This window comes from Sphingomonas anseongensis, from assembly GCF_023516495.1.
GTDB lineage: Bacteria > Pseudomonadota > Alphaproteobacteria > Sphingomonadales > Sphingomonadaceae > Sphingomicrobium > Sphingomicrobium anseongensis.
In genome coordinates this window covers 1,397,823-1,420,210 of the sequence record NZ_JAMGBC010000001.1, presented here as the reverse complement: position 1 = coordinate 1,420,210, position 22,388 = coordinate 1,397,823, and the positions used below count along the sequence as shown (strand labels likewise).

Below are 22,388 nucleotides of genomic sequence, written 5' to 3'. Positions count from 1 at the left end.
CGGCCTCTAGCTTCCCGAGCCGCCGGTTTCCACTGGATAAAATGTGTAGCTGAGAGTGATCTCGTCGATCCCCTTGGTGTCCGCGTCCTCGCGCACTTTGGGGTCGACGAAAAACACCACAGGCATGTCGACGGTCTGGCCGCCCCTCAGCGTCTGCTCGGTGAAGCAGAAGCATTCGATCTTGCTGAAATATTTGCCGACCTCGGCGGGCGAGACGTTGAACACCGCTTGCCCCGTTGTCGGCCGCGCCACCATGTTCGTCGCCCGGTAGAGGATCTTGGTCGACGCGCCGGGGACGACCTGAACGCGCTCCTGAACCGGCTCGAATTTCCACGGCAGCGTGGTGCTCACATTCGCGTCGAAACGCACTCCGATTTTGCCTTCGGCGAGTTGGGCTCCGGGCGCGGCCTCGGCGCGCTGGGTCGTCCCGCCATAGCCGGTCACCTGGCAGAAAATGCGGTACAGCGGCACCGAGGCGAAGGCGAGGCCGAGCATCAAAAGGCCCATCATGGCCATGATCGCGGCGGTGCGGTTGTTGCGGTTGACGGTCGTGCTCACTTGCCGCCGCCGACCTTCACAAGAGTGATCAGGAACAACAGAAACACCAGCCCGCCGAGCAGCCAGGCCATGATCCGCGCTCGGTCGCGCTGGCGCGCGCGAACCAGTTCATCCTCCGGCCGTGGTTCGTTGGCCTGGGTCATCCGAGCAGCCAGCGGTCGACGACGAGGGCCGTGAAAAGCGCGAACAGGTAGACGATCGAGAAGGCGAACAGCCGTTTCTCCGGCCGCATCTCCTGGGGCTCGGTCGCGCGGTTGTTTGAGACGGCGATCGCGAAGGCGACGAAGACCGCTCCCAAGCCCGCGGTCGCTGCTCCGTAGATCCATCCGGTCAGCCCCAGTGGCCAGGGCGCGACCGCAGCCGCAGCCATGATGACGCTGTAGATCAGGATCTGGCGGCGGGTCGCGTCAACGCCTGCAACGACGGGCATCATCGGCACGCTCGCGGCGGCATAGTCGGAGCGGACGAACAGGCTGAGCGCCCAGAAATGCGGCGGCGTCCAAAGGAAGATGATCGCGAACAGCAGCACTGGAAGCAGCTCGATTCGCCCGGTAGCTGCCACCCAGCCGATCAGCGGCGGGAAGGCGCCCGCAGCACCGCCGATGACGATGTTTTGGGCGGTCCGGCGCTTCAGCCAGACGGTATAGATGAGCACGTAGAAGAGGATCGAGGCGGCAAGCAGTATGGCCGCGAGAGCGTTGGTCGCAAGCTCCATCAGGATGACCGAGAAGAAGGCGAGGCCCACTCCGAAGTGAAGCGCGGTTTGGCGGTCGAGCCGACCCGCGGGAAGCGGCCGCTTGGCCGTCCGTTTCATCTTCGCGTCGAGGTCTGACTCATACCATTGATTGAGAGCGCCGGCTGCTCCGGCACCGAGCGCGATGCACAGGATGGCGGTGAAGCCGATGACCAGCGGCGGCATGACCGGCGCGGCGAGCAAGCCGCACAAGGCGGTGAAGACGACCAGGCGCATCACGCCCGGCTTCGTCAGCGCGTAGAGATCGCGCCAGTCCGCGGGAAGCGCGGCTGGACTTGTCATCGGTACTGTGGGCACGGCCGCCCTATAAGGGGTTGGAGGCGTGGCGAAAACCCCCTCTCACGGGAGCGGGATCGGGCTATCAAGGCCGCATGATGCTCAACCGAATCGCACTCATCCTCGCCGCTGTCGCAGCGCCGGCCTTTGCCCAGGCCACCAACGTCGACCTGATCAAGCCGCCGATCCACAGCGACCGCGTGCCCGTGGCCATCGAAACGAGCATGGGGCGCATCCTGGTCGCGCTCGACCGGCTCCACGCGCCGCTTACGACCGAGAACTTCCTTCGTTATGTCGACACCCACAAATTCGATGGCGAAAGCTTCTACCGCGCGATGCCCTACGGCGCGGGAGGTCTTATCCAGGGCGGGATCACCAGCGACGCGCGCAAGCTCAATCCGCCGGTGGCTTTCGAATCTTCCGGCAAGACCGGGATCCAGAACAAGGCGGGCTCCATCGCCATGGCGGCGTTCGAGCCCGGCAAGGCCCAGGCCGATTTCTTCATCGAGACGACCGACATCCCCGCCTTCGACGGCCCCGACGGCTTTGCCGCCTTCGGCCAGGTTGTCGAAGGAATGGACGTCGTGAAGGCCATCCTCGAAGCGCCGGTTTCGGCGACCAAGGGGGAGGGCGCGATGAAAGGCCAGATCCTCGATCCGCCGATAAGGATCGTCAAAATCGAGCGGGTGAAGGACTAGCGGACTCTCAACCTTTCAATTGACGGACGGCTGACTCGCGCCAGCCGCGCTCTGACTGACACGGACGATCCGGATTCGCCGCGACTTTCCGTCCAGGTCGGGCCAGTCGATGCTGTCGTCGGTCCTCAGTCCATAGAGAGCCGCGCCCATCGGGGTCAGGATCGAGATCCGTCCCTCGGCGATGTTGGCGTGGAGAGGCAGCACGATGCGGACCTTGCGCAGCTGGCTGGTCTTCTCGTCGACGAAGTCGACATCTGAGCCGAGCCTTACCGCATCGTCGGGAAGGCTTTCGGGATCGTACAGCTCTGCTCGCTCGATTTCTCCGAGAAGCATTGCGGCGACGACGGGCTGGCGCTCCTCCGCCTGGAGGGCAAGTCCGGCGACCATGTCGGATTCGGATGCAAGCAAATGGATCTGCGGGCGTGGAGTGCCCGCCTTGGGATTGGCCATGTCTTCACTCTTCTGATTTTGTTGGATGATGCCCTGCCCCGGGCAGCGCGAATCGCAGCCCGGGGCTAGGCTCGGGCCGGAATCTGTCCCGCGTGCGCGTTCAAACGGATGGTTCGCGTTTTCATCATGGCACTAGGGATGTGGTGCCTCCGGCCACGGAAGTCAAAGCGCGCGCCTGGCGTGGACGGACGACAATGAAAAAGGCCCGCCCTGCGGCTGCAGGACGGGCCGTTTTTCCTGGTCTCCCCCAGACTAGTCGATCTTGGGCAGGGTCGCGAACTGGTGGAACGGCGGCGGACTGGACAGCGTCCACTCCAGCGTCGTCGCGCCTTCGCCCCAATAATTCGCCGGCGCCTTCGGTCCCGCCAGCAGCGAATAGACGAGGTTGACGAAGAAGACGATCATCGCCGCACCGGTGATCATGAAACCGACCGAGGAGACGTAGTTCCAGTCGGCGAAGGCCGGCGTGTAGTCCGGGATTCGGCGAGGCATTCCGTCGAGGCCGAGGAAATGCTGCGGGAAGAAGATGGTGTTCACGCCGATGAACATCAGGAAGAAGTGAACCTTCCCGAGGAACTCGTTGTACATGCGCCCGCTCATCTTGCCGAACCAGTAATAGAAGCCGGCGAACAGCGAGAAGACCGCGCCCAGGCTCAGCACGTAGTGGAAGTGGGCGATCACGTAATAAGTGTCGGTCATGTACGTATCGACGCCGCCGTTGGCGAGCACGACACCCGTCACGCCGCCGATGGTGAACAGGAAGATGAAGCCGATCGCGAACAGCATCGGCGTCTCGAAGGTGAGGCTTCCGCCCCACATCGTCGCGATCCAGCTGAAGATTTTCACGCCGGTCGGAACGGCGATGATCATCGTCGCCGCGGTGAAGTACATCTTCGTGTCCAGGCTCATTCCGGTGACGAACATGTGGTGCGCCCAGACAACGAAGCCGACCACGCCGATCGCGACCATCGCATAGGCCATTCCGAGATAGCCGAAGACCGGCTTGCGGCTGAAGGTCGACACGATCTGGCTGATCATTCCGAAGCCCGGAAGGATCATGATGTACACTTCCGGGTGGCCGAAGAACCAGAACAGGTGCTGATAGAGCACCGGGTCTCCGCCGCCGCTGGCGTCGAAGAAGGTCGTCTGGAAGTTGCGGTCCGTCAGAAGCATAGTCAGCGCTCCCGCGAGCACCGGAAGGGCCAGCAGGAGAAGGAAAGCCGTCACGAGGACCGACCATACGAACAGCGGCATTTTGTGAAGCGTCATGCCCGGAGCGCGCATGTTGAAGATGGTGGTGATGAAGTTGATCGCCCCGAGGATCGAGCTGGCGCCGGCAAGGTGGATCGAGAAGATGACCATATCGGTCGACGGGCCTGCCGAGCCGGACGTCGATAGCGGCGCATAGACCGTCCACCCGGTGCCCGTTCCAAGACCGCTTCCGCCCGGAACCAGAGTCGAGCCGAGAAGGAGAATGAACGCCGGTACCAGAAGCCAGAAGCTGATGTTGTTCATCCGCGGGAACGCCATGTCGGGCGCTCCGATCATCAGCGGCACGAACCAATTGCCGAAGCCGCCGATCATCGCGGGCATGACCATGAAGAACACCATGATCAGACCGTGAGCGGTGATCAGGACGTTCCAGTGATGAGTCCACTCGTCGAAATTGGCGGTGCCTGCGCCGAGCGGCCAGGCGCGATTGAGCACCTGGATTCCCGGTTCCATCAGTTCCCAGCGCATGATTCCCGACAGCGAGCCGCCGATGATCCCGGCGATGATTGCGAAGATCAGATAGAGCGTGCCGATGTCCTTGTGGTTCGTCGACATGAACCAGCGGGTGAAGAAGCCCGGCTTGTGATCCGCATGATGATCGGCCGAATGGCCGTGCCCAGGCTGCTCGAGGTGGAGGGCGTCGGCGGGAATGGTGCTCATGAGACTAAATGTCCTCGCTCAGTCGTTGGCGGTGGCGCGGTCGGCGGCCGACGGAGTTGGCGGATTGGGCTGGGCGGCGGGCGTGACCGCCGGCTGAGCGCCTGCCGGCGCTACGGCAGGAGTCGCGCCGGGCATGGTGCCGCCCTTCGAAGCCACCCAGGCGGCGAATTTCTCGGGCGGGACCGCCTCGATCACGATCGGCATGTAGCCGTGGCGGGCGCCGCAAAGCTCCGAGCATTGACCGAAATAGACGCCCGGCCGATCGACCTTGGCCCAGGTCTCGTTGAGCTGGCCCGGGTTGGCGTCGATCTTCAGCCAGAAGGACGGCATAGCGAAGCTGTGGATCACGTCGTTCGAAGTGACGATGAACTTCACCACCTTGCCCGCCGGGATGACCATGCGATCGTCGACCGCGAGCAGCGGCGGCCCGTCGGCGTCGGTGCGGAATCGGTCGCCCGGCTTCAGGGTCGGATCGCCCGGTTCCCTCAGGATGTTGGAGACGATCTCCATCCCGCCATTGTCCGGATATTGGTAGGTCCAATACCATTGGTTGCCGATGACCTTGACCGTCAGGTCGGCCTTCGGAAACGCATATTGGGCGCGCATGAGCCGGATCGACGGGATCGCGATCGCCACCAGGATCAGCACCGGAACGACGGTCCACACGACCTCGATCATCGTGTTGTGCGAGGTCCTCGACGGAGTCGGATTGGCCCCGCGCCGGTACCGGAACATGACGTAGAGAAGCAGGATGAGGACGACCGCGGTGATCGCGGCGCACAGCCCGAGAAGCCAGATGTTATGGAAGGTCGCGGCTTCGCGCCCGACCTCGGTCACCTGCTCCTGGGTGCTCCAGCCTCCCGGAACCGGCTCGCCGATTCCGGTGGTCGGCGCCTCGTACTGGAAAGGAGCGGTCGCCGCCTGGGCGGGTCCGCCGGTTCCACCCGGGTCGGTGGCCATCGCATTGCCCGCAGGCGCTGCAGCAGTTGCAGCAGCCGGGGCTGCCTGGTTCGTCGGGTTTGCCGATTGCGCGGCGGCTGGTGTCGCCAGGATTGCGGCAAGGGCAATCGCCCATCCAAAGAGTTTCATTCGCACCCCAGGGTACAGTGAATTGAATCGGGGAGAGTCGCCGTGGCGCGGCCCCGAATTGCGGCCTCTATAGGCGCGGGTTCCGCTCCCCTCAACTCCCCTTCTCTGGCGGTTGAAGCATCGGCCGCCAGCGCCTATTCGGCCTCACCCGGAACCAGCCAGGAAGGCGCGAATGACCGACGACGAGATTCTCGCGGAATTCCGGGATGCGCACGCGCTTCTGGAAGGTCATTTCATCCTGTCGTCGGGGTTGCGTAGTCCGCGCTACCTGCAGTGCGCGCGGTTGCTCATGGAGCCGGCAAGGGCTGAGAAGATGGCCCGCGCTCTCGCCGACAAGATCCCCGCCGGCGTCCGCAACGAGATCGATCTCGTCGTCTCGCCGGCGATGGGCGGGGTCATCATCGGCCATGAAATGGGTCGGGCCCTCGGCAAGCCGGCGATCTTCGTCGAGCGGCCGGAGGGCACGTTCGAGCTTCGCCGCGGCTTCCGCATCGAGCCGGGGCAGCGCGTGCTCCTGGTCGAGGACGTCGTCACGACCGGCCTTTCGTCGCGCGAAGCGATCGCCGCGGTCGAAGCTGCCGGGGGCAGGGTGATCGCGGCCGCGTCTCTGGTCGACCGGAGCAATGGCACGGCCGACCTCGGCGTCCCCTACACCGCGCTGATCCGAATCGACGTTCCCGCCTACAAGCCCGAAGAGGTGCCGCCCGAGCTGGCGCAGATCCCGCCGGTGAAACCAGGGAGCCGCGCGGCCGCTTGAGCAACCGGCTCCGCCTCGGCGTCAATATCGACCACGTCGCGACCATAAGGAACGCGCGGGGCGGCGATCATCCGGATCCGGTTCGGGCTGCCCTGATCGCCGCAGGAGCGGGAGCCGACGGGATCACCGCCCATCTCCGCGAGGACCGCCGCCACATCACTGACGCGGACATCGACCGGCTGATGGCCGAAATCGACCTTCCGCTGAACCTTGAAATGGCGGCGACCGAGGAGATGCTCGCTATTGCGCTCGCTCACCGGCCGCACGCCGCCTGCATCGTACCCGAAAAGCGCGAGGAGCGGACGACCGAGGGCGGCCTCGACGCCGTGGGACAGCACAACCACCTTGCTTATTATGTCGACAAGCTCGGCTCGGCGAACATCCGCGTGAGCCTGTTCATCGAGCCGACTGAGGAGCAGGTCGCCGCAGCCGCCCGGCTCGGCGCTCCGGTCGTGGAGTTCCACACCGGCCGTTTTGCCCATCTCGAGGGCGACGAGCGCTCATCCGAGCTGAAGCGCATCGCCGATTGCGCCGCGCTTGCCGTGAAGAACGGGATCGAGCCCCATGCCGGCCACGGCCTGACCTTCGACAATGTGCAGCCCGTCGCCGCGATCCCCCAGATCGCCGAGCTCAACATTGGCCATTTCCTGGTCGGCGAAGCGATCTTTACTGGCCTCGATGCAAGCGTTCGCCGGATGCGCGAGTTGATGGACGCCGCGCGATGATCGTCGGCATCGGCAACGACCTGTGCGACATCCGGCGCATCGAAAAATCGCTGGAGCGGTTCGGCGACAGATTCGTGCAGCGGGTCTTCACGGACACCGAGCAGGCGAAGGCTGCCCGGCGTCCCTACACTCGCGCCGGCACCCTTGCGAAACGGTTCGCTGCGAAGGAGGCTTTCTCCAAGGCGGTCGGCACCGGTTTCAAGCGCGGCGTGTTCATGAAGGACATCGGAGTGGTCAATCTGCCGTCGGGCCAGCCGACGCTCCAGCTTACCGGCGGAGCAAGGGCGCGGCTTGACGCTCTTGCGCCGGAAGGCCACGCAGTCGACATTCACCTCACACTAACCGACGAATATCCATGGGCGCAGGCGTTCGTGATCCTCGTTGCCCGGAAGGACGGAGATGGAATTGGCTGAAGACGGGGCCCTCGTGAAGGACGATGCGCCCGACGGCGAACCGGCGAAAACGGAAGGAAAAGGCTCGGCCATCTGGCGCGAGGTGAAGGGGCTGATCTGGGTGCTGCTCGCGGTGCTCGCCTTCCACAGTTTCGTCGCCAAGCCGTTCTACATCCCGTCGGAATCGATGATGCCCGGCCTGCTCAAGGGCGACCGGCTGGTGGTGAGCAAATATCCCTACGGCTGGTCATGGGTGTCCCCGAGCTTCCACGTGCTTCCGCATTGGCAGGGCCGGCTGCTCGGCAAGATGCCCAAGCGCGGCGACGTCGTCATCGTCACTCCACCGGATAGCAGCGAAGATTATATCAAGCGGGTGATCGGCATTCCCGGCGATACCGTTGAGGTTCGCGGCGGGCGGCTAATCCTCAACGGCCAGATGGTGAAGTGGGAAAAGCGGCCCCCTGCGATGATCCCGGTCGACGCGAACGTTCCCTGCGGAATCGAATTTTCGGGTTTCATGACGGACGGGGCTGACGGCAAGCGCTATTGCCGGCTCCCGATCGTTCGCGAGACGCTCCCAAACGGCGCCACCTACGACACGATCGACCTCGGCCAGAGCATCGGTGACGATTACGGCCCGGTGAAGGTCGGCCCCGACCACGTCTTCCTGATGGGCGACAACCGCGACAAGAGCGCCGACAGCCGCTTTGGCGCGGGTTATCCGGACCACGGCCTCGGCGGCCCCGTGCCGTGGGAGAATATCGGCGGCCGCGCCGAGTTCATCACTTTCTCCCTCGATGGGACGACCCAGCTCCTGAACCCGCTCAGCTGGTTCGAAGCGCTTCGAAGCGGGAGGGCGGGGACTTCGCTCCGGCCTGCCCATTCGGGACAGTCGCCGGCGAAATAACGCTAGGGCTGCTGTGGCCTCTGCTCCGGCGGCCCCTGTTCGGGCGGTCCGCGGTCGGTTGGCTCCTGCTGCGCGCCTTGGGCGGCCTGCATCATCGCCGCGCCGTTGCGCACGATCTTGCGCACCTGGACGTCGAAGGTCAGCGTATCGCCGGTGAAGCCGGCAGGAGCCTGGCCGGCAAAGGCCAGGCTCTTGGGCATGGTGAAATGATAGCGTCCGCCCTCGCGCATCTTCGCCATCGCTTCGGCGAAGCCGGGGAACACCTGGCCCATGGTGAACGGCTGGGCGCCGCCGTGGGATTCGCTGTTGTCGAAGACGGTGCCGTCCTCCAGCGTTCCGACATAATCGAGGAGAGCGGCGTCAACCGACGTGATCGGCTCGCCCTTGCCCTCGTTCACCACCCGGAACTGCAGGCCCGACGAGGTGACCTCGGGCCGAAGCGATCCGGCGCCTATCCACGCCAGTCCGACGCCGATGGCGAGCAGCGCGAGGATCGCGATCCAGAATTTGGTGAGCGCCCCTTTGTGATGGGGCGGGTGATAGAGGGTGCTTGACGACATGCCGCCCGACTAGCGCCGGCGCGGCCAATAGGGAAGCGGCTTAGCGGGAGCCCTCGCGCTCGGCGCGCTTGCGCTCGAGCTTGCGTGCGCGGCGGATTGCGGCAGCGCGCTCGCGGGCCCGCTTCTCCGACGGCTTCTCGTAATGCCGGCGCAGCTTCATCTCGCGGTAGACGCCTTCACGCTGCAGCTTCTTCTTCAGCGCGCGCAGCGCCTGGTCGACATTATTGTCGCGAACGATGATCTGCATAAACTGCCCGTCAAACTCCTCTCGAATTGAGCCCCGGCCGGAAAACGCCCCTGATCGTCAGAGGCTCCATCGTCGCCGGAGCGCATCAATCTGTTCGTCGCAAGCAAGCCTGCGGCGGCGGCGGGCCCTTAGCAGTGCCCGTCAGGCACTTCAAGCGCGGTGAATCACGCGCTTGTGCGGTGAATCGTGGTTCAGAGACGGTGAAACGGGCAACTCTTAACGTTCGGTCGGGGGCGGTTAACCTTTCTTCTGATATACGGACCCAATGAGAGCTGGGGAGCGAATGTCTTTGAATCGCAGGGAATTGCTGCGCTGGGGCGCCGTCGGCGCGGGTGCTGCCGTATTTTCGTCGGCTGCCGGATGCGTGGGCCTTCCGAACATGATTTACGGCCAGACGAGGAGCCCGCTGGCCCCTCCGCCGCCGCCTGTGCAGCCGTCGCTGCCGCTTGCGCCGACCGGAATCGATCCGCAACTTTTCCAGCGCGCCAAGGCGGCGTTGGACCAGCATCGGATCGCGCCCCGCGACTGGATGGGAATAGTCGATTTCACCAGGCCGTCCAGTGATCCGCGCTTCCACGTTGTCGACCTTCGCGATGGCACTGTCGAAAGCCACTTGGTAGCCCACGGCCGCGGCTCGGATCCTGACCATTCGGGCTTCCTTGAGCGCTTCTCGAACGACTTCGGAAGCCATGCGAGCTCGAACGGCACCTACACCACGGCGGACTATTATGAGGGCAAGTACGGCCTTTCGATGAAGGTCCGCGGGCTCGACTGGACCAACAGCAACGCCGAGGCGCGTGCGATCGTAATCCACAACGCCTGGTATGCGGAGCCGGAGATGATTGCCGAACATGGCAAGCTTGGCCGGTCGGAGGGCTGCTTTGCTTTTTCCCGCAAGAGCCAGTGGGAAGTGATGCGCAAGCTCGCGGGCGGCCGGATGATCTACGCCGAGAAGATCGCTTAAGCGGGCCTTCCGCTCACCCAACCAATTCGAAACACCAGCGACGCCGCTTCGGGATTGCCGGGGCGGCGGTTCTTATGGTGCGACTCGCCGGATGGGAGTATGATTGCCGGTCCCTAGAAAGGGAGAGACGCCATGCAACGTATCGGCGACATCATTCACCATCGCCGCGATAGCGACGACTTTAGCGAAGGCGATCACCGCGAATATGTGGAAAGCGGAGTCCGCGACATCCTGCTGATCGGCGGGGCGACGCTGCTTTTCATCGGTGCCTTCGTCGTTTCGCTGGTCTAGAACCAGCGACCGAACCTAGACCTTGCGGATAACGCCGGTCGTCGTGGCGACGGTGACACCCATCCTTTTGACCTTCCCGACGTTCCGCGCGGAGCGGCCGTCGGGCATCGGGGTCAGGACCTGCTCGACCGACAGCTTGCCCTTCATCTTGTAACGGAAACGGAAGCTATCCCCGACCTGCTGGATGGTTACGGGGCCGATGGCTTCGCTCATCATCGCGGTAAACGTGCCCTCGCCGACCGGGCGCACCCGCCACTTGCGGTCGTGCGGCTCCTTGCCCTCGTCGACGACGCGCTGGACGAGCGACAGGCTCCCGTCCGGCTTCATCACGCCCTGGCCATCGCTGTGAGTCCGGTAGGGCTTGTGGAACATGACCTTCACGGTGCCGTCGACGACGGTCCGGCCTTCGAAGAAGCGAAGCGGGTCTACGGGGCGAGACGCCGAAGCGAGCGGCGCCGAGAAGACCAGGAGGGAGGTGGCAACAGCCAGTCGGGCAAAGGGCATCAACAGCAGCAAACGACAGGCCGCTCAAATAGTTGCGCCCGTCCGCGCCACGCCCGGCATTTCCCGATCATTGTGGTTTCGGGACCACTTGCTGCTCGATGGTTTCGCCGATTGCGGAGCGCTGGCGGCTGGCCGTGAGGTTGCGCCTGGAATCGTAATAGCCCTTGAGGAACGCATAATCCCACTTGGTCATGGTGATCGGCGCCACTCCGCCGATCGGCACCTGGAGCACGTGGAGGATGGTCGGCGCTCCTGAATTGGTAAGCCGGGCCGGGTCCGCGCCGGTCAGGGCCCGAATCGCCGCATAATCGCCGAGCTGCGTGGTGGTCAGCCCGACCAGCGCCCGCTTCTCGACGACCACCATCGCCGCTCCGAATTGCGGATGCACGGGGACCGTCAGCCGCGACGATCCTTCGATGGTGGAGTTGCGCCATGTGTTGAACTGCGGATCCCAGTAGAGCTCGCGGCCGTCGGCGCTCATCGGCGGGCCTCCGACCTGCCAGGCGGCGGCCGGCTCGGGCGAGCGCTCCATCGCCTTCACCTTGCGGGTCGGCATGTCGCCGAAATAGTCGCCGCGGTCGCGGCGAAGCGCCTCGATGAAGCGGGTCTTGTCGGCGGTCGCGGCGACGACGACGTTGGGTGCGCAGCCCTTGCTGGCGACGACGATCCCGACGCTCTTGGCGACGTCGCGGATCCTTTGCTCGACCGCCTCGGCCTGCGGCTTTGCAAGCCCGTAGGCGACGGGGCACACCGAATGCTCGAAGCGGCTCAACTGGCCGTTGGAATCCACGGGAGTCAGCGACTTCACGAAGTCGGAGATGGCCTTGGGGGTGTCCTTCTGGCCAGTGACGACGATCGCCTGGTCGCTGCGCGGATCGGCGTCCTGTGCGGCGGCGGTGCCTCCCGCAACGGCGGCGACCACGAGCGACGTGAATAGCCTCATACGCATCATACTGTCTCTCCTCGGCCCAAACTCGGCCGGCGAAACCTCGCCGCTGGCGTGGTGAGCGTCATGAGCAATTTCCAAGCATCCGCTGAAAAACGGGGCCGGACAAGCGCTGTTCGACGAGCGGCACCGGCCACGCGTTTGACGCAGTAGGAGCGGCGATCCCAAACGGCTATGATGACGGCTCGTGGCGCACATTCGCGCCGCCGGAGGAGAGCAGTCATGGCCAAGGGTCAGCAACGGTCGAACAAGGAAGCGCGCAAACCCAAGAAGGCGAAGGTGAAGACGAACGCTTCGCAGCCGTCTCAGAAGGGCGCAGTCCGCGGCCTGGAGAATATGAAGAACGACTAGGCGGGACATTGAAGATCCTGGTCGACGCCGACGCCTGCCCGGTGAAGGAGGAGGTATACAAGGTCGCGTGGCGCCGCGAGGTGCCGGTGACGGTCGTCAGCAACCAGCGTATCCGAGTGCCCGATCATCCGCTGGTCGAGCGGGTTGTGGTGTCGGATGCATTCGACGCCGCAGACGACTGGATCGCCGAGCAAGCGGACGAGCGGACGGTTGTGATCACCGGCGACATATTGCTTGCGGACCGCTGCTTGAAGAAGGGCTCGGCGGTCATCGGCCACAATGGCAAGCCGTTCACCTCTGCAAGCATCGGCTCCGCGATCGCGACGCGGGCGATCATGGCCGACCTTCGCGTCGGGGCGGACGGAATCACCGGCGGCCCGGCGCCCTTCTCCAAGGCAGACAGGTCGCGGTTCCTCCAGGCCCTGGATGAGGCCCTCGTTCGGCTGGGAAAGTGACCGCTCGAAGGAACGGAAATGGCTTTCGCCCGTTCATGACGGGAACGAAACATCCAGGATTCGCCATGCAAACCCAGAACATCATCGAACGCGCCTTCCAGCTTGCGCGCGAGTCGTCCGACATCGACCAAATCCGCAAGACGCTCCGCCAGGAAGGCTATTCGAACGTCGACGCACATCTCGGCGGCCCGTCCATCAAGGCGGACCTCAAGAAGCAGTTCGTCGGCTAGGCGCTAGCGCCCGCACACCTCGTAGGCGCCGTTCGACGACAGCCGCGAGAAATTCTCGGGCTGGGTGCTGATGATCACGCCCTCGCTATTGCATCGACGAAGCTGGAAACGGACCTTGCGCGCCTTGAAGTCGAGCGAGATTCGCCGGAACGATTCCAGGATGTCGCTGCCCAGGAGCAGCGCCGGCTGATCGGAAAGCCCGAACAGCTTGAACGGAGGCACGTCGGCGAAGGCCATCGGAACGTCGCTGATCGTGATGGGCCCCAGCTTGAGCTCGGCGATCCGCGCGACCTGCATGTTCATGGTTTCCCCAGTCACTCCGATCACCGGCACGGTCACGAACTTCTCGCGGTTGCCGCGGATCAGCTTGTCGCGAAGGGCGAGGTTTCCGATCGTGATCTCCGTTCCGGTGTCGATCACCGCGTCGAGCGGCAGGCCGGCAGCAAGCACGTGCGTAAGGATCAGCTGGCCGCGCTGGCGCCTGGCGATGACAACGATGTCCCCCGGCATGCGTTTTTCCGGAATCCGGGCATCCTCGACCTTGATCAGCTTCTTTTCGAAATCCATCATCAGCCGCTTCTGGACGAGCGCGTCGATGCCGATGATCCCGTCTCCGCCGACATCGACCTCTCGGAGTGCCGGAAGCTCAAGGTTCCTGACGCTGGTCGGCCCCAGCACCAGCTCGGCCACCTTCACCCGGTCCACGATGTTTCGCGATGTCATCCCGTTGAGCGTGGCGGGAGTGCCCAGCGGAAGCTCGAGGGACTTGGCGATTCGAAGGCCTATGACGGACGTGTCGGCTCCGCTGTCGACGATGAATTTGTAGGGGCCCGTGCCGTTGACATGAACGTCGACGCTCAGCCGCGTTTCGATCTTCTTCGCTTTCACGTCCTGCCCGCCGACGGCAAGCGTCGGGTCGAGCTGCGCGGGCGGGAGGTAGACGCTGCCCGGGACAGCGGGCGGAGCGGGCCTCGGCTTGCCGATCTTCGGAGGGTCGGCTGCACTCGCAGCGTCGCCGGTAACGGGGGCAAGCGCCAGGGCGAAGGCAGCGGTCACAGCGCTTCGACCCGTCGACATTCAGGCTCTCCGAGACTGGCGATTAGGCTCCTTATCGTGAACCGCGGGTGAGCGGCGAGCAATCGTCGACGCGGCGGCGGGAGGGTTCGACCGGCGCGCTCGGAGAGTTACCGCCGCTCGAGCCGATCCAGCCTGGCCAGCAGCCGCTGCATCTGTTGCTCTTCGGTACGAATCTCGGCCGTCCTCCTGGCCGGATCGGCCTCCTCGATCGCCTCGCGTTCTTCCGCGGCGATGTCCTCGGCTTCGGCCTCGCGGAGGTCGCGCAGGAGCTGCGCCTTTTCCTTCGCAGGGTCCTCACCCTCAGCCCGAAGCTCGGCGGCGCGCGAGTCCAGCTCCGCCAGGTCTCGGCGCATTTGTTCGATATCCCGCATGTGTTCGCGCCTCAGTTCGCCGTTCCGGGCACGATCCGCTTCGCGTTTGGCTTCCGCCAATTCTGTGGGCAGGCGTTCGCGGTCGCGGACCAGGTCCTGTTGCGAGCTTGCGATCGCGTGCCGCAGCCGCGCCCGTTCGGACGAATTGAGCTGTTCCACGGTCTTCCGCTTGCCGCCGATCAGCACGGTGTCGTCTGCCATGAAGGCGACGTCGTTCGTGCCGAGCCTGACGCCGCCGAGATCTGGATAGGAAAGCTCGCTGCCCGCAACGCCCGTGGGCTGGGACGCGGCACTCGCCTGAACCGTCGCGGCCGAAGCGGTGACGAGAGTTGCCGCGGCGGCAGCCCTCGAAGGTGCCATTTGCGGAGACGGAATATCGACATATTCGGTTGCCTGGGTGGCGGTCAGCGGAAGCGCCGCAGCAGCGGCCGCTGCGATGAGGGCCCGGCCGGCGAGGCGGCGGCCCGTGCTTGGCGTGGTGAGCATGGATGCCAATCTCCTGTTGAGGGTGCGTGGGCGGTCGAGGGCGCCCGCGAACAGCAGAGCCCGTCCGGAAGCCGCCTTCGCGATCGCTTGCGCGTAGGTCGCTCGATTGCCTAAACTCGATTTGTCGAGCACCCGGGCGTCGCAGGCCGCTTCCTGGTCGAATCGGAAGGCCGCGTGGGACAGCCAGGCGAGCGGGTTGAACCACTGCAGGCAGAGCAATGCGAACGCGAAGTGGCTGACGATGAGGTCGCCGGAGCGGTGGTGGGAAAGTTCGTGATCGAACGCCAGGCGGCGCTCGTCGGGCTGGAAGCGATCGTCGAAATCGATCGGCACCGCGATCACCTGGTCAAGGATTCCGAAAGCCATCGGTCCATTCACGGTCGGGCTGCGGACGATCCGAATCCGGCCCAGGCGCGCGATCTGGACGCTGTCGCGCAGGACTTCGCGCCGCTGCCAGCGGTAGATGAGGATTCCGCCGACGAGCATGATCGCGACGCCCGCCAGCCACGCCGACAGTGCCAGCGTCTCCCAGCCGCCGAGCTGTGCAATGACGCCCGCGTCGGCCGCGGGCGCGACTTGCGTGGAATGAACTGGGGCGACGGACAGGGGCGCCGTAGTGCGCTCGACCGTCCGGGTCAGCGGCGGCATCAGCAGCCGAAGCACGGGGACCAGCCAAAGCCCGTAGGCGGCGGCCGGGCCGAAATGCCTGCGCACGGGTTCGCGGACGACAAGCACGAGCGTCATCAGCAGCGTGGTCGCGAGCAGCGTATCGGTGAGCCAGTCGATCATTTGCGAAGCTCCCTGATCATTGCCTCGATCTCGGCCAAGTCGGCGTCATCGAGGGCCTCGTCCTGGGCAAGGCGAGCGAACAAAGGCGACAATCTGCCGCCGAACAGCCGCGTCACGAAGCGCCGCGATTCCGCGGCGACATAGGGCTCGCGCTCGACCGCGGGCGAATAGAGGAAGCGCCGGCCGTCCTTGGCCGGCTCCACCGCTTTTTTCGCCAGCAGGCGGGAAAGGAGGCTCTTGACCGTCGCGAACGACCAGGCGCGGTCGGCGGGCACGCGCTCTGCGACCTCATTGGAAGTGAGCGGCTGGCCGGCCGACCAGAGCACTTCCATCACGCACAATTCCGCGTCGCTAAGGCGCATTTCCATCGCCGACTCCATGTTGCGATTACAGTTGTAATCTTAACCGATTACATTTGTAAACGGTAAAAATGAAGCGAATGGACGCCTCTCAGGGACGGACTCGAATGATCGTCTTTCCGGGTCGGCGCTCGGTGGAATTGAACGCGGCGACGGCGTCGTCGAGCGTCGCGACGGTGCCGACGTTGGTCCGGAGCCGCCCGTCGCGCACGCGTTGGACGATCTCGCGCAGCTGGGCCCGGTCGGCCTCGACGACGAAGTCGATGGCGCGGCCATCGGCCGGGGGCTCCTCCACCGGTCCGACGACCGACACCACCGCACCTCCGGAGCGGACCAACCGTGCGGACCTTTTGCCGATCTCGCCGCCGATGAGGTCGAACACCAGGTCGACTCCGCCAATGTCCTCCAGCGCCTGATTGTCGAGATCGACGAACTCGTTCGCACCGAGGTCCAGCGCCTTCTGACGGTCCCGTTCGCGGCCTGTCCCGATCACATGGGCGCCGAATTCATGGGCAAGCTGCGTGACCATCGCCCCGACTGCGCCGGCCGCTCCGTGGGCCATGACCCGCTGTCCCTTTTGCAGGCGGCCATGATCGAACAGCCCCTGCCAGGCGGTCAGGCCGGAAATCGGCAGGCTGGCGCCCACCGTGAAGTCGATGTCGTCGGGCAAAGGCGCGAGGTTGCGCGCCTCGACCGCCGCATATTCCGCCAACGTGCCGTCGCGATACCAGTCGGTGAGTCCGAACACCCGTTGTCCGACGGAAAGGCCGGTCGTGCCATAGCCGAGCGCGGTGACGACGCCGGCGAGCTCGTGGCCGGGGATCGTCGGAGTCCGGTCACGGTCTAGGCGGTCCGTCCAGGTCGACGGCCAGCTCAGCTCGGTGTTGACGAACCCGGACGCGTGGATTTCGACGAGTACATCGTTGATCGCCGGCTGCGGCTCCGGCTGATCCGCCAGCGTCATCCCCGCCGTCCCCGCGGCCTGGTCCGTCACAGTGATTGCCTTCACCCCGTCAGTCTCCTTTGACTGCACAATATGATTGGACGGCTCTGGTCCAACCTTCAAAGCGGATTGGCAATGCCGGCGGGCGGGAGCGCGGGCTACCTGCCTTGCGGCTTGGGTTTCTGCTGCGCCGGTGGAGCGGGCGGGGAAAGGCTTTCGACCAACTGGGTCTTCGCCTGGATTTCCTTGACGCAGGCATTCATCATGTCGCCGGCGGTCGCTTCGGTGATCGTCTTCGCCTGGCTCTCGAAGAGCGCGCGGAGCTGGGCCGCAGTCGCCTGGGCGCCGACCCTCCCGAGATAGAAATAGGAAGCCGCAAGCGCCGCCTTCTGGGCCGCGGCGTCCTTGGCGTTCTGGGCAAAAGCGTTGCTGACGAGAAGGCATCCTGCGTCGGTGGCGCTTTGTGCCGCGGCGGCGCCGCCCGTCATCAGCAGCGAGGCAGCGATCGCCAGGCGGGTGAGCTTCATCTTGGTTACTCCGGTTGGTCGGTTGGCGTGGCGGACATCGAGGATGCTGCGCCCGAGCTTGTGGCGGATCGCGGCGGCTTCCTATCGGGGATTGCCCCATAAGGGACGGAGAGGCCAGCGAAAGTCGGCCGCTCCGGATTTGACCCGATGGCCCCGCTTCACGGCAGGCGTACTGCCGCCCGTGTCCAATTCCAGCGGGAGCCGGGCGATGAGAAAGCTCGCGGCGGAACTGATCGGGACCTTCTGGCTGGTGTTCGGAGGGTGCGGCAGCGCGGTGCTCGCCGCCGGATTCCCTGACGTGGGGATCGGCTTTGTGGGCGTCGCTCTCGCCTTCGGCCTTACCGTGCTCACCATGGCCTATGCGGTGGGCCATATCTCGGGCGCGCATTTCAATCCGGCAGTGACCCTGGGCCTGTGGGCGGGCGGCCGCTTCCCCGCGCGGGAGGTCATTCCCTATTGGGTGGCCCAAGTCGCCGGAGCGTTCCTTGCGGCCATTGCTTTGCTGTTCATCGCCCAAGGGGCGGCCGATTACGACCTGGCCGCGAACGGGCTCGCGCAGAACGGCTACGGCGACGGATCCCCCGGCGGATATTCTCTCGCTGCAGCGCTGGTGTGCGAAATCATCCTGACGGCCGGATTCCTTCTTGTCATCCTGGGCGCGACCGACGGGCGGGCGCCCGCGGGCTTCGCGCCGATCGCGATCGGGCTAGCCCTGACTCTGATCCACCTCGTCAGCATCCCGGTCACCAACACGTCCGTGAATCCGGCGCGGAGCACTGGGCCTGCTCTGCTTCTGGGCGGCCTCGCCCTTCAGCAATTGTGGCTCTTCTGGGTCGCGCCATTGATCGGCGGGGTCCTCGGCGGTGGGCTGTATCGCGGGCTGTTCGAACGGTCGGCGCAAAGGCCTGACATCGAAGGTGTCGAGCCCGTGCCACAACGGCTGCCGCGGGAGCCAGATAAGCGGCGCTACGATCCTGCGATCGGGTAGCCGACGAAGAATTTGGGTTTTCGCATCACGACGTGCGTGTTGATCCGCTCGACGCCGAGGTCCGCGCTCGCGAGCCCTTCGGCGATCCGGGTCCATTCCGGCATGTCGGCGACGACGACCTTCAGGATGTAATCGAAGGAACCGGTCACGTGGGAGGCCTCGACCACCTGCGGCAAGGCGGCGATCGCCTCCTCGAACCGTGCCAGCTCCGCAGGCGTGTGCCCGTCGAGCGTGATGTCGGCGTAGAGCACCAGCCCGATGTCGAGGGTGAACGGGTCGAGGCGCGCATGATATCCCTGGATCACGCCCGTGCGCTCCAGCCCGCGAACGCGCGCCAGGCAGGCGCTGGGCGATAGCGCGACCCGCTCCGATAGCGCCTGGTTGGTCAGGCGGGCGTCCTCCTGGAGCGCCGCCAGGATCTTGCGGTCGATCCGGTCAAGCTTCGGAGCTGCGGTCATTGCCGCCCAAGACCGCAGACTCTGCGGTTCCGGTCAAGACCTTCGATGCCACCTGCGGCGCGCTCCCAACTATAACAATGGCAAGTCCTCGGAAGGAGGATGGCAAAGAAAACAAGGAATTGGAGGCACCCAATGAACGCAATGACCATGACTGAAAAGCTCGAAGTGGGCCTGTTCGGAGCAATCCTGATCATCGCCCTGCCGGCCATCCTGATCGGCGCGCACATCCTCGCGGGGTGAGCGCCGGTTCCGGCCCAGGCGGCCGGAGCTGCCAACGCGAACAGAAGAATTTGATGCAACAGGGAGACCAAAGACTGTCTCCGTGCGCTGAGCGACGTGAGGCGATGCTCGATGACGCGCTCGACGACACATTCCCAGCGAGTGACCCGCCGGCGATCACAATGCCGGGCCGTACCGATCGGCCCTGCTGACCAATCGCCCGGGACTCGCTCTCTCGGAGGGGCGGCTCGCCCGCCGTCCCTCACCCATTCACGCAAACCAGAAGGAAAAGGAAAATGACGACATTGCTTGAAAACAAGGTCGCAATGGTGACCGGCGCCGGATCCGGAATCGGCGAAGCTATCGCCCGCCGGATGGCACAGGAAGGCGCGACCGTCGTCGTTGCCGACATCAACGAGAAGGCCGCGAGCAAGGTCGCCTCGGGAATCGAAAAGGACGGCGGCACCGCGGTCGCGGTCCAGCAGGACGTCGGCGACCCCAAGTCGGTCGAGAAATCGGTCGCGTTCGCGCTCGACAAGTTCGGCCAGCTCGACGTCGCGGTGAACAATGCCGGAATCACCGGCGATCTCGCACCCACTGCCGACTACAGCCTCGAGGGCTGGGACAAGGTGATCGCCGTCAACCTGAGCGGCGTCTTCTACGGGATGAAGTACCAGATCCCGGCGATGCTTCGCTCGGGCGGAGGCTCGATCGTCAACATCGCCTCGATCCTGGGTTCGGTCGGAGGCCGCGATTCCGCGGGCTATAACGCCGCAAAGCATGGGGTCGTCGGCCTCACGAAAACGGCCGCGCTCGAATATTCCAAGGACGGCGTGCGAGTGAACGCCATCGGTCCCGGCTATATCGACACGCCGCTCCTGAACGCCCTCGACAAGCAGGTCTATGACGGACTGGTGGACTTGCACCCGATCGGCCGGCTTGGCCGTCCGGAGGAGGTGGCGGAGCTGGCATTGTTCCTGGCGTCCGACAAGGCGTCGTTCGTGACCGGCAGCTACCATCTGGTCGACGGCGGATACACCGCCCAGTAACCGGCATAGCGCAGGTTCACAGCTCTAACCGGCAGCGTCCGCTTTCGACCGAGGGCGGACGCTTTGTGTTCGTGCCCGGGTGCGATTTAGCTCAGGCGCTTGCGGTTGGCCCTCACCTTGCGTCCGTAGACACTCATCGCCTTTCGGGTCGCGGCTTCGGGGCTGGCGAAGCGGCCGCCCGACAGCGCCCCGGCAAGCTCCGCGCCGGCTTCGACCTTTTCGCTCACGCTCCGTTCGAGCTCGCGCGCGGCGGCAGGGCCGCCCGCCATCATCTTCCAGGAGCGCAGGGCGATGACCATCGAGGCGTCGGCCCACAGGCGCGAGGCGTCGAACATCAGGCGAGACCAGTCGGCGGCAGGGTTCGGGCGAGCCATGGGAATCCTTCGGTGAGGGGAGGGAATGGAGCGCAAACGCGCGGGGGCGCGTGGAGGGGCCGAGGTCCTTCGCGACGTCGAGGAGAGGCGGGAGCTGAATGCCAGGGCGCGACTCAAGTCGAATGGGTCCGCGTTGCGCTGGTCATTGCCTAAACCAGCCTAGTCGCTCTTCCGCCGGCCTCCTGGAAATCCGATCCGGCCGCGAGAGAATTGGCGATATGCGTCATGCGCAATAGATTGTCGCGATGACCCTCGCTCGCTCGCTGTGCGTGCCATTGCTCGCGATTGCCGCCTGGGGCTGCGCGCACGCGCCGATGCAGGCGCCGCGCTACGCCGCACTCGACACCATGCTCGACAAGGAATCGCGCGAGCTCGCGCTGCCCGGGGTTTCCATGGCGATGATGGAGCATGGCCGCATCGTCTGGGCCGGTGCGCGAGGCTGGGCCGACTACAACAAGCGCATCCCCGCGACGGCCGACACGGTGTTCAACATCGCCTCGCTGACCAAGCCGATGACCGCGGTGGTGCTGATGCAGCTGGTCGAGGCCGGGAAGCTAAACCTAGACACGCCGATGCAGCGCTACGATCCGAGCTACAAGGACCCGCGGATCACCGTCGGCCATGTGCTTAGCATGCGCTCGGAAAGCGATCCGCCGGGCTCGGCCTATTCCTACAACGGCAATCCCTATGGGACTCTCGACACCGTCATCCGGGGTGTGGCCGGCGAGGAGCTGGGACAGGCGTTCAGCTCACGCATCATCGAGCCGCTCGGGCTCAAGCAGACCTCGCCGGGGTCATTGAAGGATCCCAAGTTCGCCAAGGGCCTGAGCCCCGACCGGGTCGCTCATTACGAGAGCATCATGGCGCGGCTGGCGAAACCGCATAACGTCTACGCCGGAACCGAGATCGTCGAGACTTTCCCGGTCGATCCCGAGCCCAATGCGGCCGCCAATGTCGTCAGCACGGCGAGCGATTATGCACGCTTTGCCGACGCGGTGATGAGCGGGCGGCTGCTGAAGCCCGAGACCCTGGCCCGGATGTGGACCGCGCCGGTTCTCGCCAAGGGCGAAAGGTCGCCCTACGCTTATGGCTGGTTCGTCGAGGATTATGGCGGCCACCGGATCATCTATCACTATGGCTATTATCCCAACGCCTATTCGGCGGTGATGATGATGGTGCCGGACCGGGAGCTGGTGTTCGTCGCGATCGCGAACGGTCATTCGGTGAATGCCGGCAACGGGATCGACCCGATCGAAGGCCATGTGATGGCCTGCGCGGTGCTGGTGAACTTCGTCGACCCGGCGCTGCCCTGCGCCGAGAAGGCAGCCGCGAATGTGGCGAAGTGGCGCTCGCTGACCCAGGTCGCCCGGCACCAGATGGCGCCCGATCCGGCCGCCTGGGCGGACGTCGTGGGATCGTACCGGCGGTCGGACGGGGTCCCCGCCAAGGTGTTCATTCAGAATGGCAAACTGTGGTGGCAGACCGTCTACCAGCCGTTCGAGATGACCCAGGAAGCGCCCGACCGCTTCTTCATGAAGGCCGATGACCGAACGCTCGTGTTCGTGCGCGATCCGTCGGGCAAGGTGATTCGCGTCGACATCACCTTCCCCCTCGACAAGAATGTCTATCCGCTCCCGCGGATGTGAGGGGGACGCTGGGGCG

General features: G+C 65.0%; 30 protein-coding genes. 13 read left to right on the top strand and 17 right to left on the bottom strand.

Features of this window, described 5'->3' with window-relative positions:
* Window positions 1-6: 6 nt before the first annotated feature.
* The 3 genes from LZ519_RS07345 to LZ519_RS07335 are packed head-to-tail and all read right to left on the bottom strand — an operon-like array spanning window position 7 to window position 1,594.
* Window positions 7-558: a cytochrome c oxidase assembly protein gene (locus LZ519_RS07345; RefSeq protein WP_348539385.1), complete on the bottom strand. Its 552-nt coding sequence runs from the start codon at window positions 556-558 to the stop codon at window positions 7-9.
* Complete coding sequence (locus LZ519_RS07340; RefSeq protein ID WP_249868047.1) at window positions 555-701, bottom strand: hypothetical protein; 147 nt, start codon at window positions 699-701, stop codon at window positions 555-557. Before LZ519_RS07340 ends, LZ519_RS07345 begins: the two co-directional genes overlap by 4 nt.
* Window positions 698-1,594: a heme o synthase gene (locus LZ519_RS07335; protein WP_249868046.1), complete on the bottom strand. Its 897-nt coding sequence runs from the start codon at window positions 1,592-1,594 to the stop codon at window positions 698-700. Before LZ519_RS07335 ends, LZ519_RS07340 begins: the two co-directional genes overlap by 4 nt.
* 89 nt (window positions 1,595-1,683) lie before the next feature.
* Here LZ519_RS07335 and LZ519_RS07330 point away from each other — a divergent pair, with 89 nt between their 5' ends.
* Window positions 1,684-2,286, top strand: a complete 603-nt coding sequence (locus tag LZ519_RS07330) for a peptidylprolyl isomerase (RefSeq protein ID WP_249868045.1) — start codon at window positions 1,684-1,686, stop codon at window positions 2,284-2,286.
* A 15-nt stretch (window positions 2,287-2,301) separates the two neighbouring features.
* Here the strand turns inward: LZ519_RS07330 and LZ519_RS07325 are convergent, their stop codons facing one another.
* From LZ519_RS07325 to coxB, 3 genes are all read right to left on the bottom strand, one after another.
* A complete protein-coding gene (locus LZ519_RS07325) occupies window positions 2,302-2,736 on the bottom strand; it encodes a GreA/GreB family elongation factor (RefSeq protein ID WP_249868044.1) in 435 nt (144 codons plus the stop codon).
* A gap of 252 nt (window positions 2,737-2,988) precedes the next feature.
* Window positions 2,989-4,668, bottom strand: a complete 1,680-nt coding sequence (ctaD, locus tag LZ519_RS07320) for a cytochrome c oxidase subunit I (protein WP_249868043.1) — start codon at window positions 4,666-4,668, stop codon at window positions 2,989-2,991.
* 18 nt (window positions 4,669-4,686) lie between these two features.
* On the bottom strand, window positions 4,687-5,757 hold the full coding sequence (gene coxB, locus LZ519_RS07315) for a cytochrome c oxidase subunit II (RefSeq protein ID WP_249868042.1): 1,071 nt from the start codon (window positions 5,755-5,757) through the stop codon (window positions 4,687-4,689).
* Window positions 5,758-5,929: 172 nt separating this feature from the next.
* Here coxB and pyrE point away from each other — a divergent pair, with 172 nt between their 5' ends.
* Genes pyrE through lepB form a run of 4 tightly spaced genes read left to right on the top strand, consistent with a single transcriptional unit; the run spans window position 5,930 to window position 8,538 of the window.
* On the top strand, window positions 5,930-6,514 hold the full coding sequence (gene pyrE, locus LZ519_RS07310; protein ID WP_249868041.1) for an orotate phosphoribosyltransferase: 585 nt from the start codon (window positions 5,930-5,932) through the stop codon (window positions 6,512-6,514).
* Window positions 6,511-7,239 carry a pyridoxine 5'-phosphate synthase gene (locus LZ519_RS07305; protein WP_249868040.1) on the top strand — a complete coding sequence of 243 codons (729 nt, stop codon included), beginning with the start codon at window positions 6,511-6,513 and terminating at the stop codon, window positions 7,237-7,239. Before pyrE ends, LZ519_RS07305 begins: the two co-directional genes overlap by 4 nt.
* Window positions 7,236-7,652, top strand: a complete 417-nt coding sequence (gene acpS / locus LZ519_RS07300) for a holo-ACP synthase (protein WP_249868039.1) — start codon at window positions 7,236-7,238, stop codon at window positions 7,650-7,652. Before LZ519_RS07305 ends, acpS begins: the two co-directional genes overlap by 4 nt.
* Window positions 7,639-8,538 (top strand): signal peptidase I, encoded by a 900-nt coding sequence (lepB, locus tag LZ519_RS07295; RefSeq protein WP_431358091.1) that lies wholly within the window; start codon window positions 7,639-7,641, stop codon window positions 8,536-8,538. Before acpS ends, lepB begins: the two co-directional genes overlap by 14 nt.
* Window positions 8,539-8,540: 2 nt before the next feature.
* On the opposite strand, the gene LZ519_RS07290 is transcribed toward lepB, so the two are convergent.
* Both LZ519_RS07290 and rpsU read right to left on the bottom strand, forming a co-directional pair.
* Window positions 8,541-9,098 (bottom strand): FKBP-type peptidyl-prolyl cis-trans isomerase, encoded by a 558-nt coding sequence (locus tag LZ519_RS07290; protein WP_249868038.1) that lies wholly within the window; start codon window positions 9,096-9,098, stop codon window positions 8,541-8,543.
* A gap of 40 nt (window positions 9,099-9,138) precedes the next feature.
* On the bottom strand, window positions 9,139-9,345 hold the full coding sequence (gene rpsU / locus LZ519_RS07285; protein WP_187478788.1) for a 30S ribosomal protein S21: 207 nt from the start codon (window positions 9,343-9,345) through the stop codon (window positions 9,139-9,141).
* Between the two features lie 283 nt (window positions 9,346-9,628).
* Between rpsU and LZ519_RS07280 the strand changes: the two genes are divergently transcribed.
* Both LZ519_RS07280 and LZ519_RS07275 read left to right on the top strand, forming a co-directional pair.
* The gene (locus LZ519_RS07280; protein WP_249868037.1) at window positions 9,629-10,309 is read left to right on the top strand and encodes a murein L,D-transpeptidase catalytic domain family protein; all 681 of its coding nucleotides are present in this window, start codon (window positions 9,629-9,631) and stop codon (window positions 10,307-10,309) included.
* A 132-nt stretch (window positions 10,310-10,441) separates the two neighbouring features.
* Window positions 10,442-10,600: a hypothetical protein gene (locus tag LZ519_RS07275; protein WP_249868036.1), complete on the top strand. Its 159-nt coding sequence runs from the start codon at window positions 10,442-10,444 to the stop codon at window positions 10,598-10,600.
* Window positions 10,601-10,615: 15 nt separating this feature from the next.
* Here LZ519_RS07275 and LZ519_RS07270 read toward each other — a convergent pair whose 3' ends face one another.
* Both LZ519_RS07270 and LZ519_RS07265 read right to left on the bottom strand, forming a co-directional pair.
* Window positions 10,616-11,104 (bottom strand): DUF3833 family protein, encoded by a 489-nt coding sequence (locus tag LZ519_RS07270; protein ID WP_249868035.1) that lies wholly within the window; start codon window positions 11,102-11,104, stop codon window positions 10,616-10,618.
* Window positions 11,105-11,171: 67 nt separating this feature from the next.
* The gene (locus tag LZ519_RS07265; protein WP_249868034.1) at window positions 11,172-12,056 is read right to left on the bottom strand and encodes a hypothetical protein; all 885 of its coding nucleotides are present in this window, start codon (window positions 12,054-12,056) and stop codon (window positions 11,172-11,174) included.
* 216 nt (window positions 12,057-12,272) lie between these two features.
* Between LZ519_RS07265 and LZ519_RS11575 the strand changes: the two genes are divergently transcribed.
* The 3 genes from LZ519_RS11575 (at window position 12,273) to LZ519_RS07255 (ending at window position 13,086) form a co-directional block, all read left to right on the top strand.
* Window positions 12,273-12,401, top strand: coding sequence for a hypothetical protein (locus LZ519_RS11575; RefSeq protein WP_283937302.1), 129 nt, complete (start codon window positions 12,273-12,275; stop codon window positions 12,399-12,401).
* A gap of 8 nt (window positions 12,402-12,409) precedes the next feature.
* Complete coding sequence (locus tag LZ519_RS07260) at window positions 12,410-12,856, top strand: YaiI/YqxD family protein (RefSeq protein ID WP_249868033.1); 447 nt, start codon at window positions 12,410-12,412, stop codon at window positions 12,854-12,856.
* 65 nt (window positions 12,857-12,921) lie between these two features.
* Window positions 12,922-13,086: a hypothetical protein gene (locus LZ519_RS07255; RefSeq protein ID WP_249868032.1), complete on the top strand. Its 165-nt coding sequence runs from the start codon at window positions 12,922-12,924 to the stop codon at window positions 13,084-13,086.
* Between the two features lie 3 nt (window positions 13,087-13,089).
* Here LZ519_RS07255 and LZ519_RS07250 read toward each other — a convergent pair whose 3' ends face one another.
* The 5 genes from LZ519_RS07250 to LZ519_RS07230 all read right to left on the bottom strand — a co-directional run bounded on the left by LZ519_RS07250 (window position 13,090) and on the right by LZ519_RS07230 (window position 17,638).
* Window positions 13,090-14,163 (bottom strand): retroviral-like aspartic protease family protein, encoded by a 1,074-nt coding sequence (locus LZ519_RS07250; RefSeq protein WP_249868031.1) that lies wholly within the window; start codon window positions 14,161-14,163, stop codon window positions 13,090-13,092.
* Between the two features lie 107 nt (window positions 14,164-14,270).
* Complete coding sequence (locus LZ519_RS07245) at window positions 14,271-15,809, bottom strand: M56 family metallopeptidase (protein ID WP_249868030.1); 1,539 nt, start codon at window positions 15,807-15,809, stop codon at window positions 14,271-14,273.
* Window positions 15,806-16,177, bottom strand: coding sequence for a BlaI/MecI/CopY family transcriptional regulator (locus LZ519_RS07240; RefSeq protein WP_249868029.1), 372 nt, complete (start codon window positions 16,175-16,177; stop codon window positions 15,806-15,808). The genes LZ519_RS07245 and LZ519_RS07240 overlap by 4 nt, the downstream gene beginning before the upstream one ends.
* An 82-nt stretch (window positions 16,178-16,259) precedes the next feature.
* Window positions 16,260-17,177, bottom strand: coding sequence for an NADP-dependent oxidoreductase (locus LZ519_RS07235; protein ID WP_249868028.1), 918 nt, complete (start codon window positions 17,175-17,177; stop codon window positions 16,260-16,262).
* A gap of 92 nt (window positions 17,178-17,269) precedes the next feature.
* A complete protein-coding gene (locus LZ519_RS07230) occupies window positions 17,270-17,638 on the bottom strand; it encodes a hypothetical protein (RefSeq protein ID WP_249868027.1) in 369 nt (122 codons plus the stop codon).
* Window positions 17,639-17,846: 208 nt separating this feature from the next.
* Here LZ519_RS07230 and aqpZ point away from each other — a divergent pair, with 208 nt between their 5' ends.
* On the top strand, window positions 17,847-18,626 hold the full coding sequence (aqpZ, locus tag LZ519_RS07225) for an aquaporin Z (protein WP_249868026.1): 780 nt from the start codon (window positions 17,847-17,849) through the stop codon (window positions 18,624-18,626).
* On the opposite strand, the gene LZ519_RS07220 is transcribed toward aqpZ, so the two are convergent.
* Window positions 18,605-19,084 carry an Lrp/AsnC family transcriptional regulator gene (locus tag LZ519_RS07220; protein ID WP_249868025.1) on the bottom strand — a complete coding sequence of 160 codons (480 nt, stop codon included), beginning with the start codon at window positions 19,082-19,084 and terminating at the stop codon, window positions 18,605-18,607. The genes aqpZ and LZ519_RS07220 overlap by 22 nt on opposite strands.
* Window positions 19,085-19,599: 515 nt before the next feature.
* Between LZ519_RS07220 and LZ519_RS07215 the strand changes: the two genes are divergently transcribed.
* Complete coding sequence (locus LZ519_RS07215; RefSeq protein WP_249868024.1) at window positions 19,600-20,352, top strand: SDR family NAD(P)-dependent oxidoreductase; 753 nt, start codon at window positions 19,600-19,602, stop codon at window positions 20,350-20,352.
* An 86-nt stretch (window positions 20,353-20,438) separates the two neighbouring features.
* Here the strand turns inward: LZ519_RS07215 and LZ519_RS07210 are convergent, their stop codons facing one another.
* Entirely contained in the window at window positions 20,439-20,726 is a 288-nt protein-coding gene (locus LZ519_RS07210; protein ID WP_249868023.1) for a hypothetical protein, read from the bottom strand.
* A 245-nt stretch (window positions 20,727-20,971) separates the two neighbouring features.
* Between LZ519_RS07210 and LZ519_RS07205 the strand changes: the two genes are divergently transcribed.
* Window positions 20,972-22,372 (top strand): serine hydrolase, encoded by a 1,401-nt coding sequence (locus LZ519_RS07205; protein WP_249868022.1) that lies wholly within the window; start codon window positions 20,972-20,974, stop codon window positions 22,370-22,372.
* The last annotated feature ends 16 nt before the right edge of the window (window positions 22,373-22,388 follow it).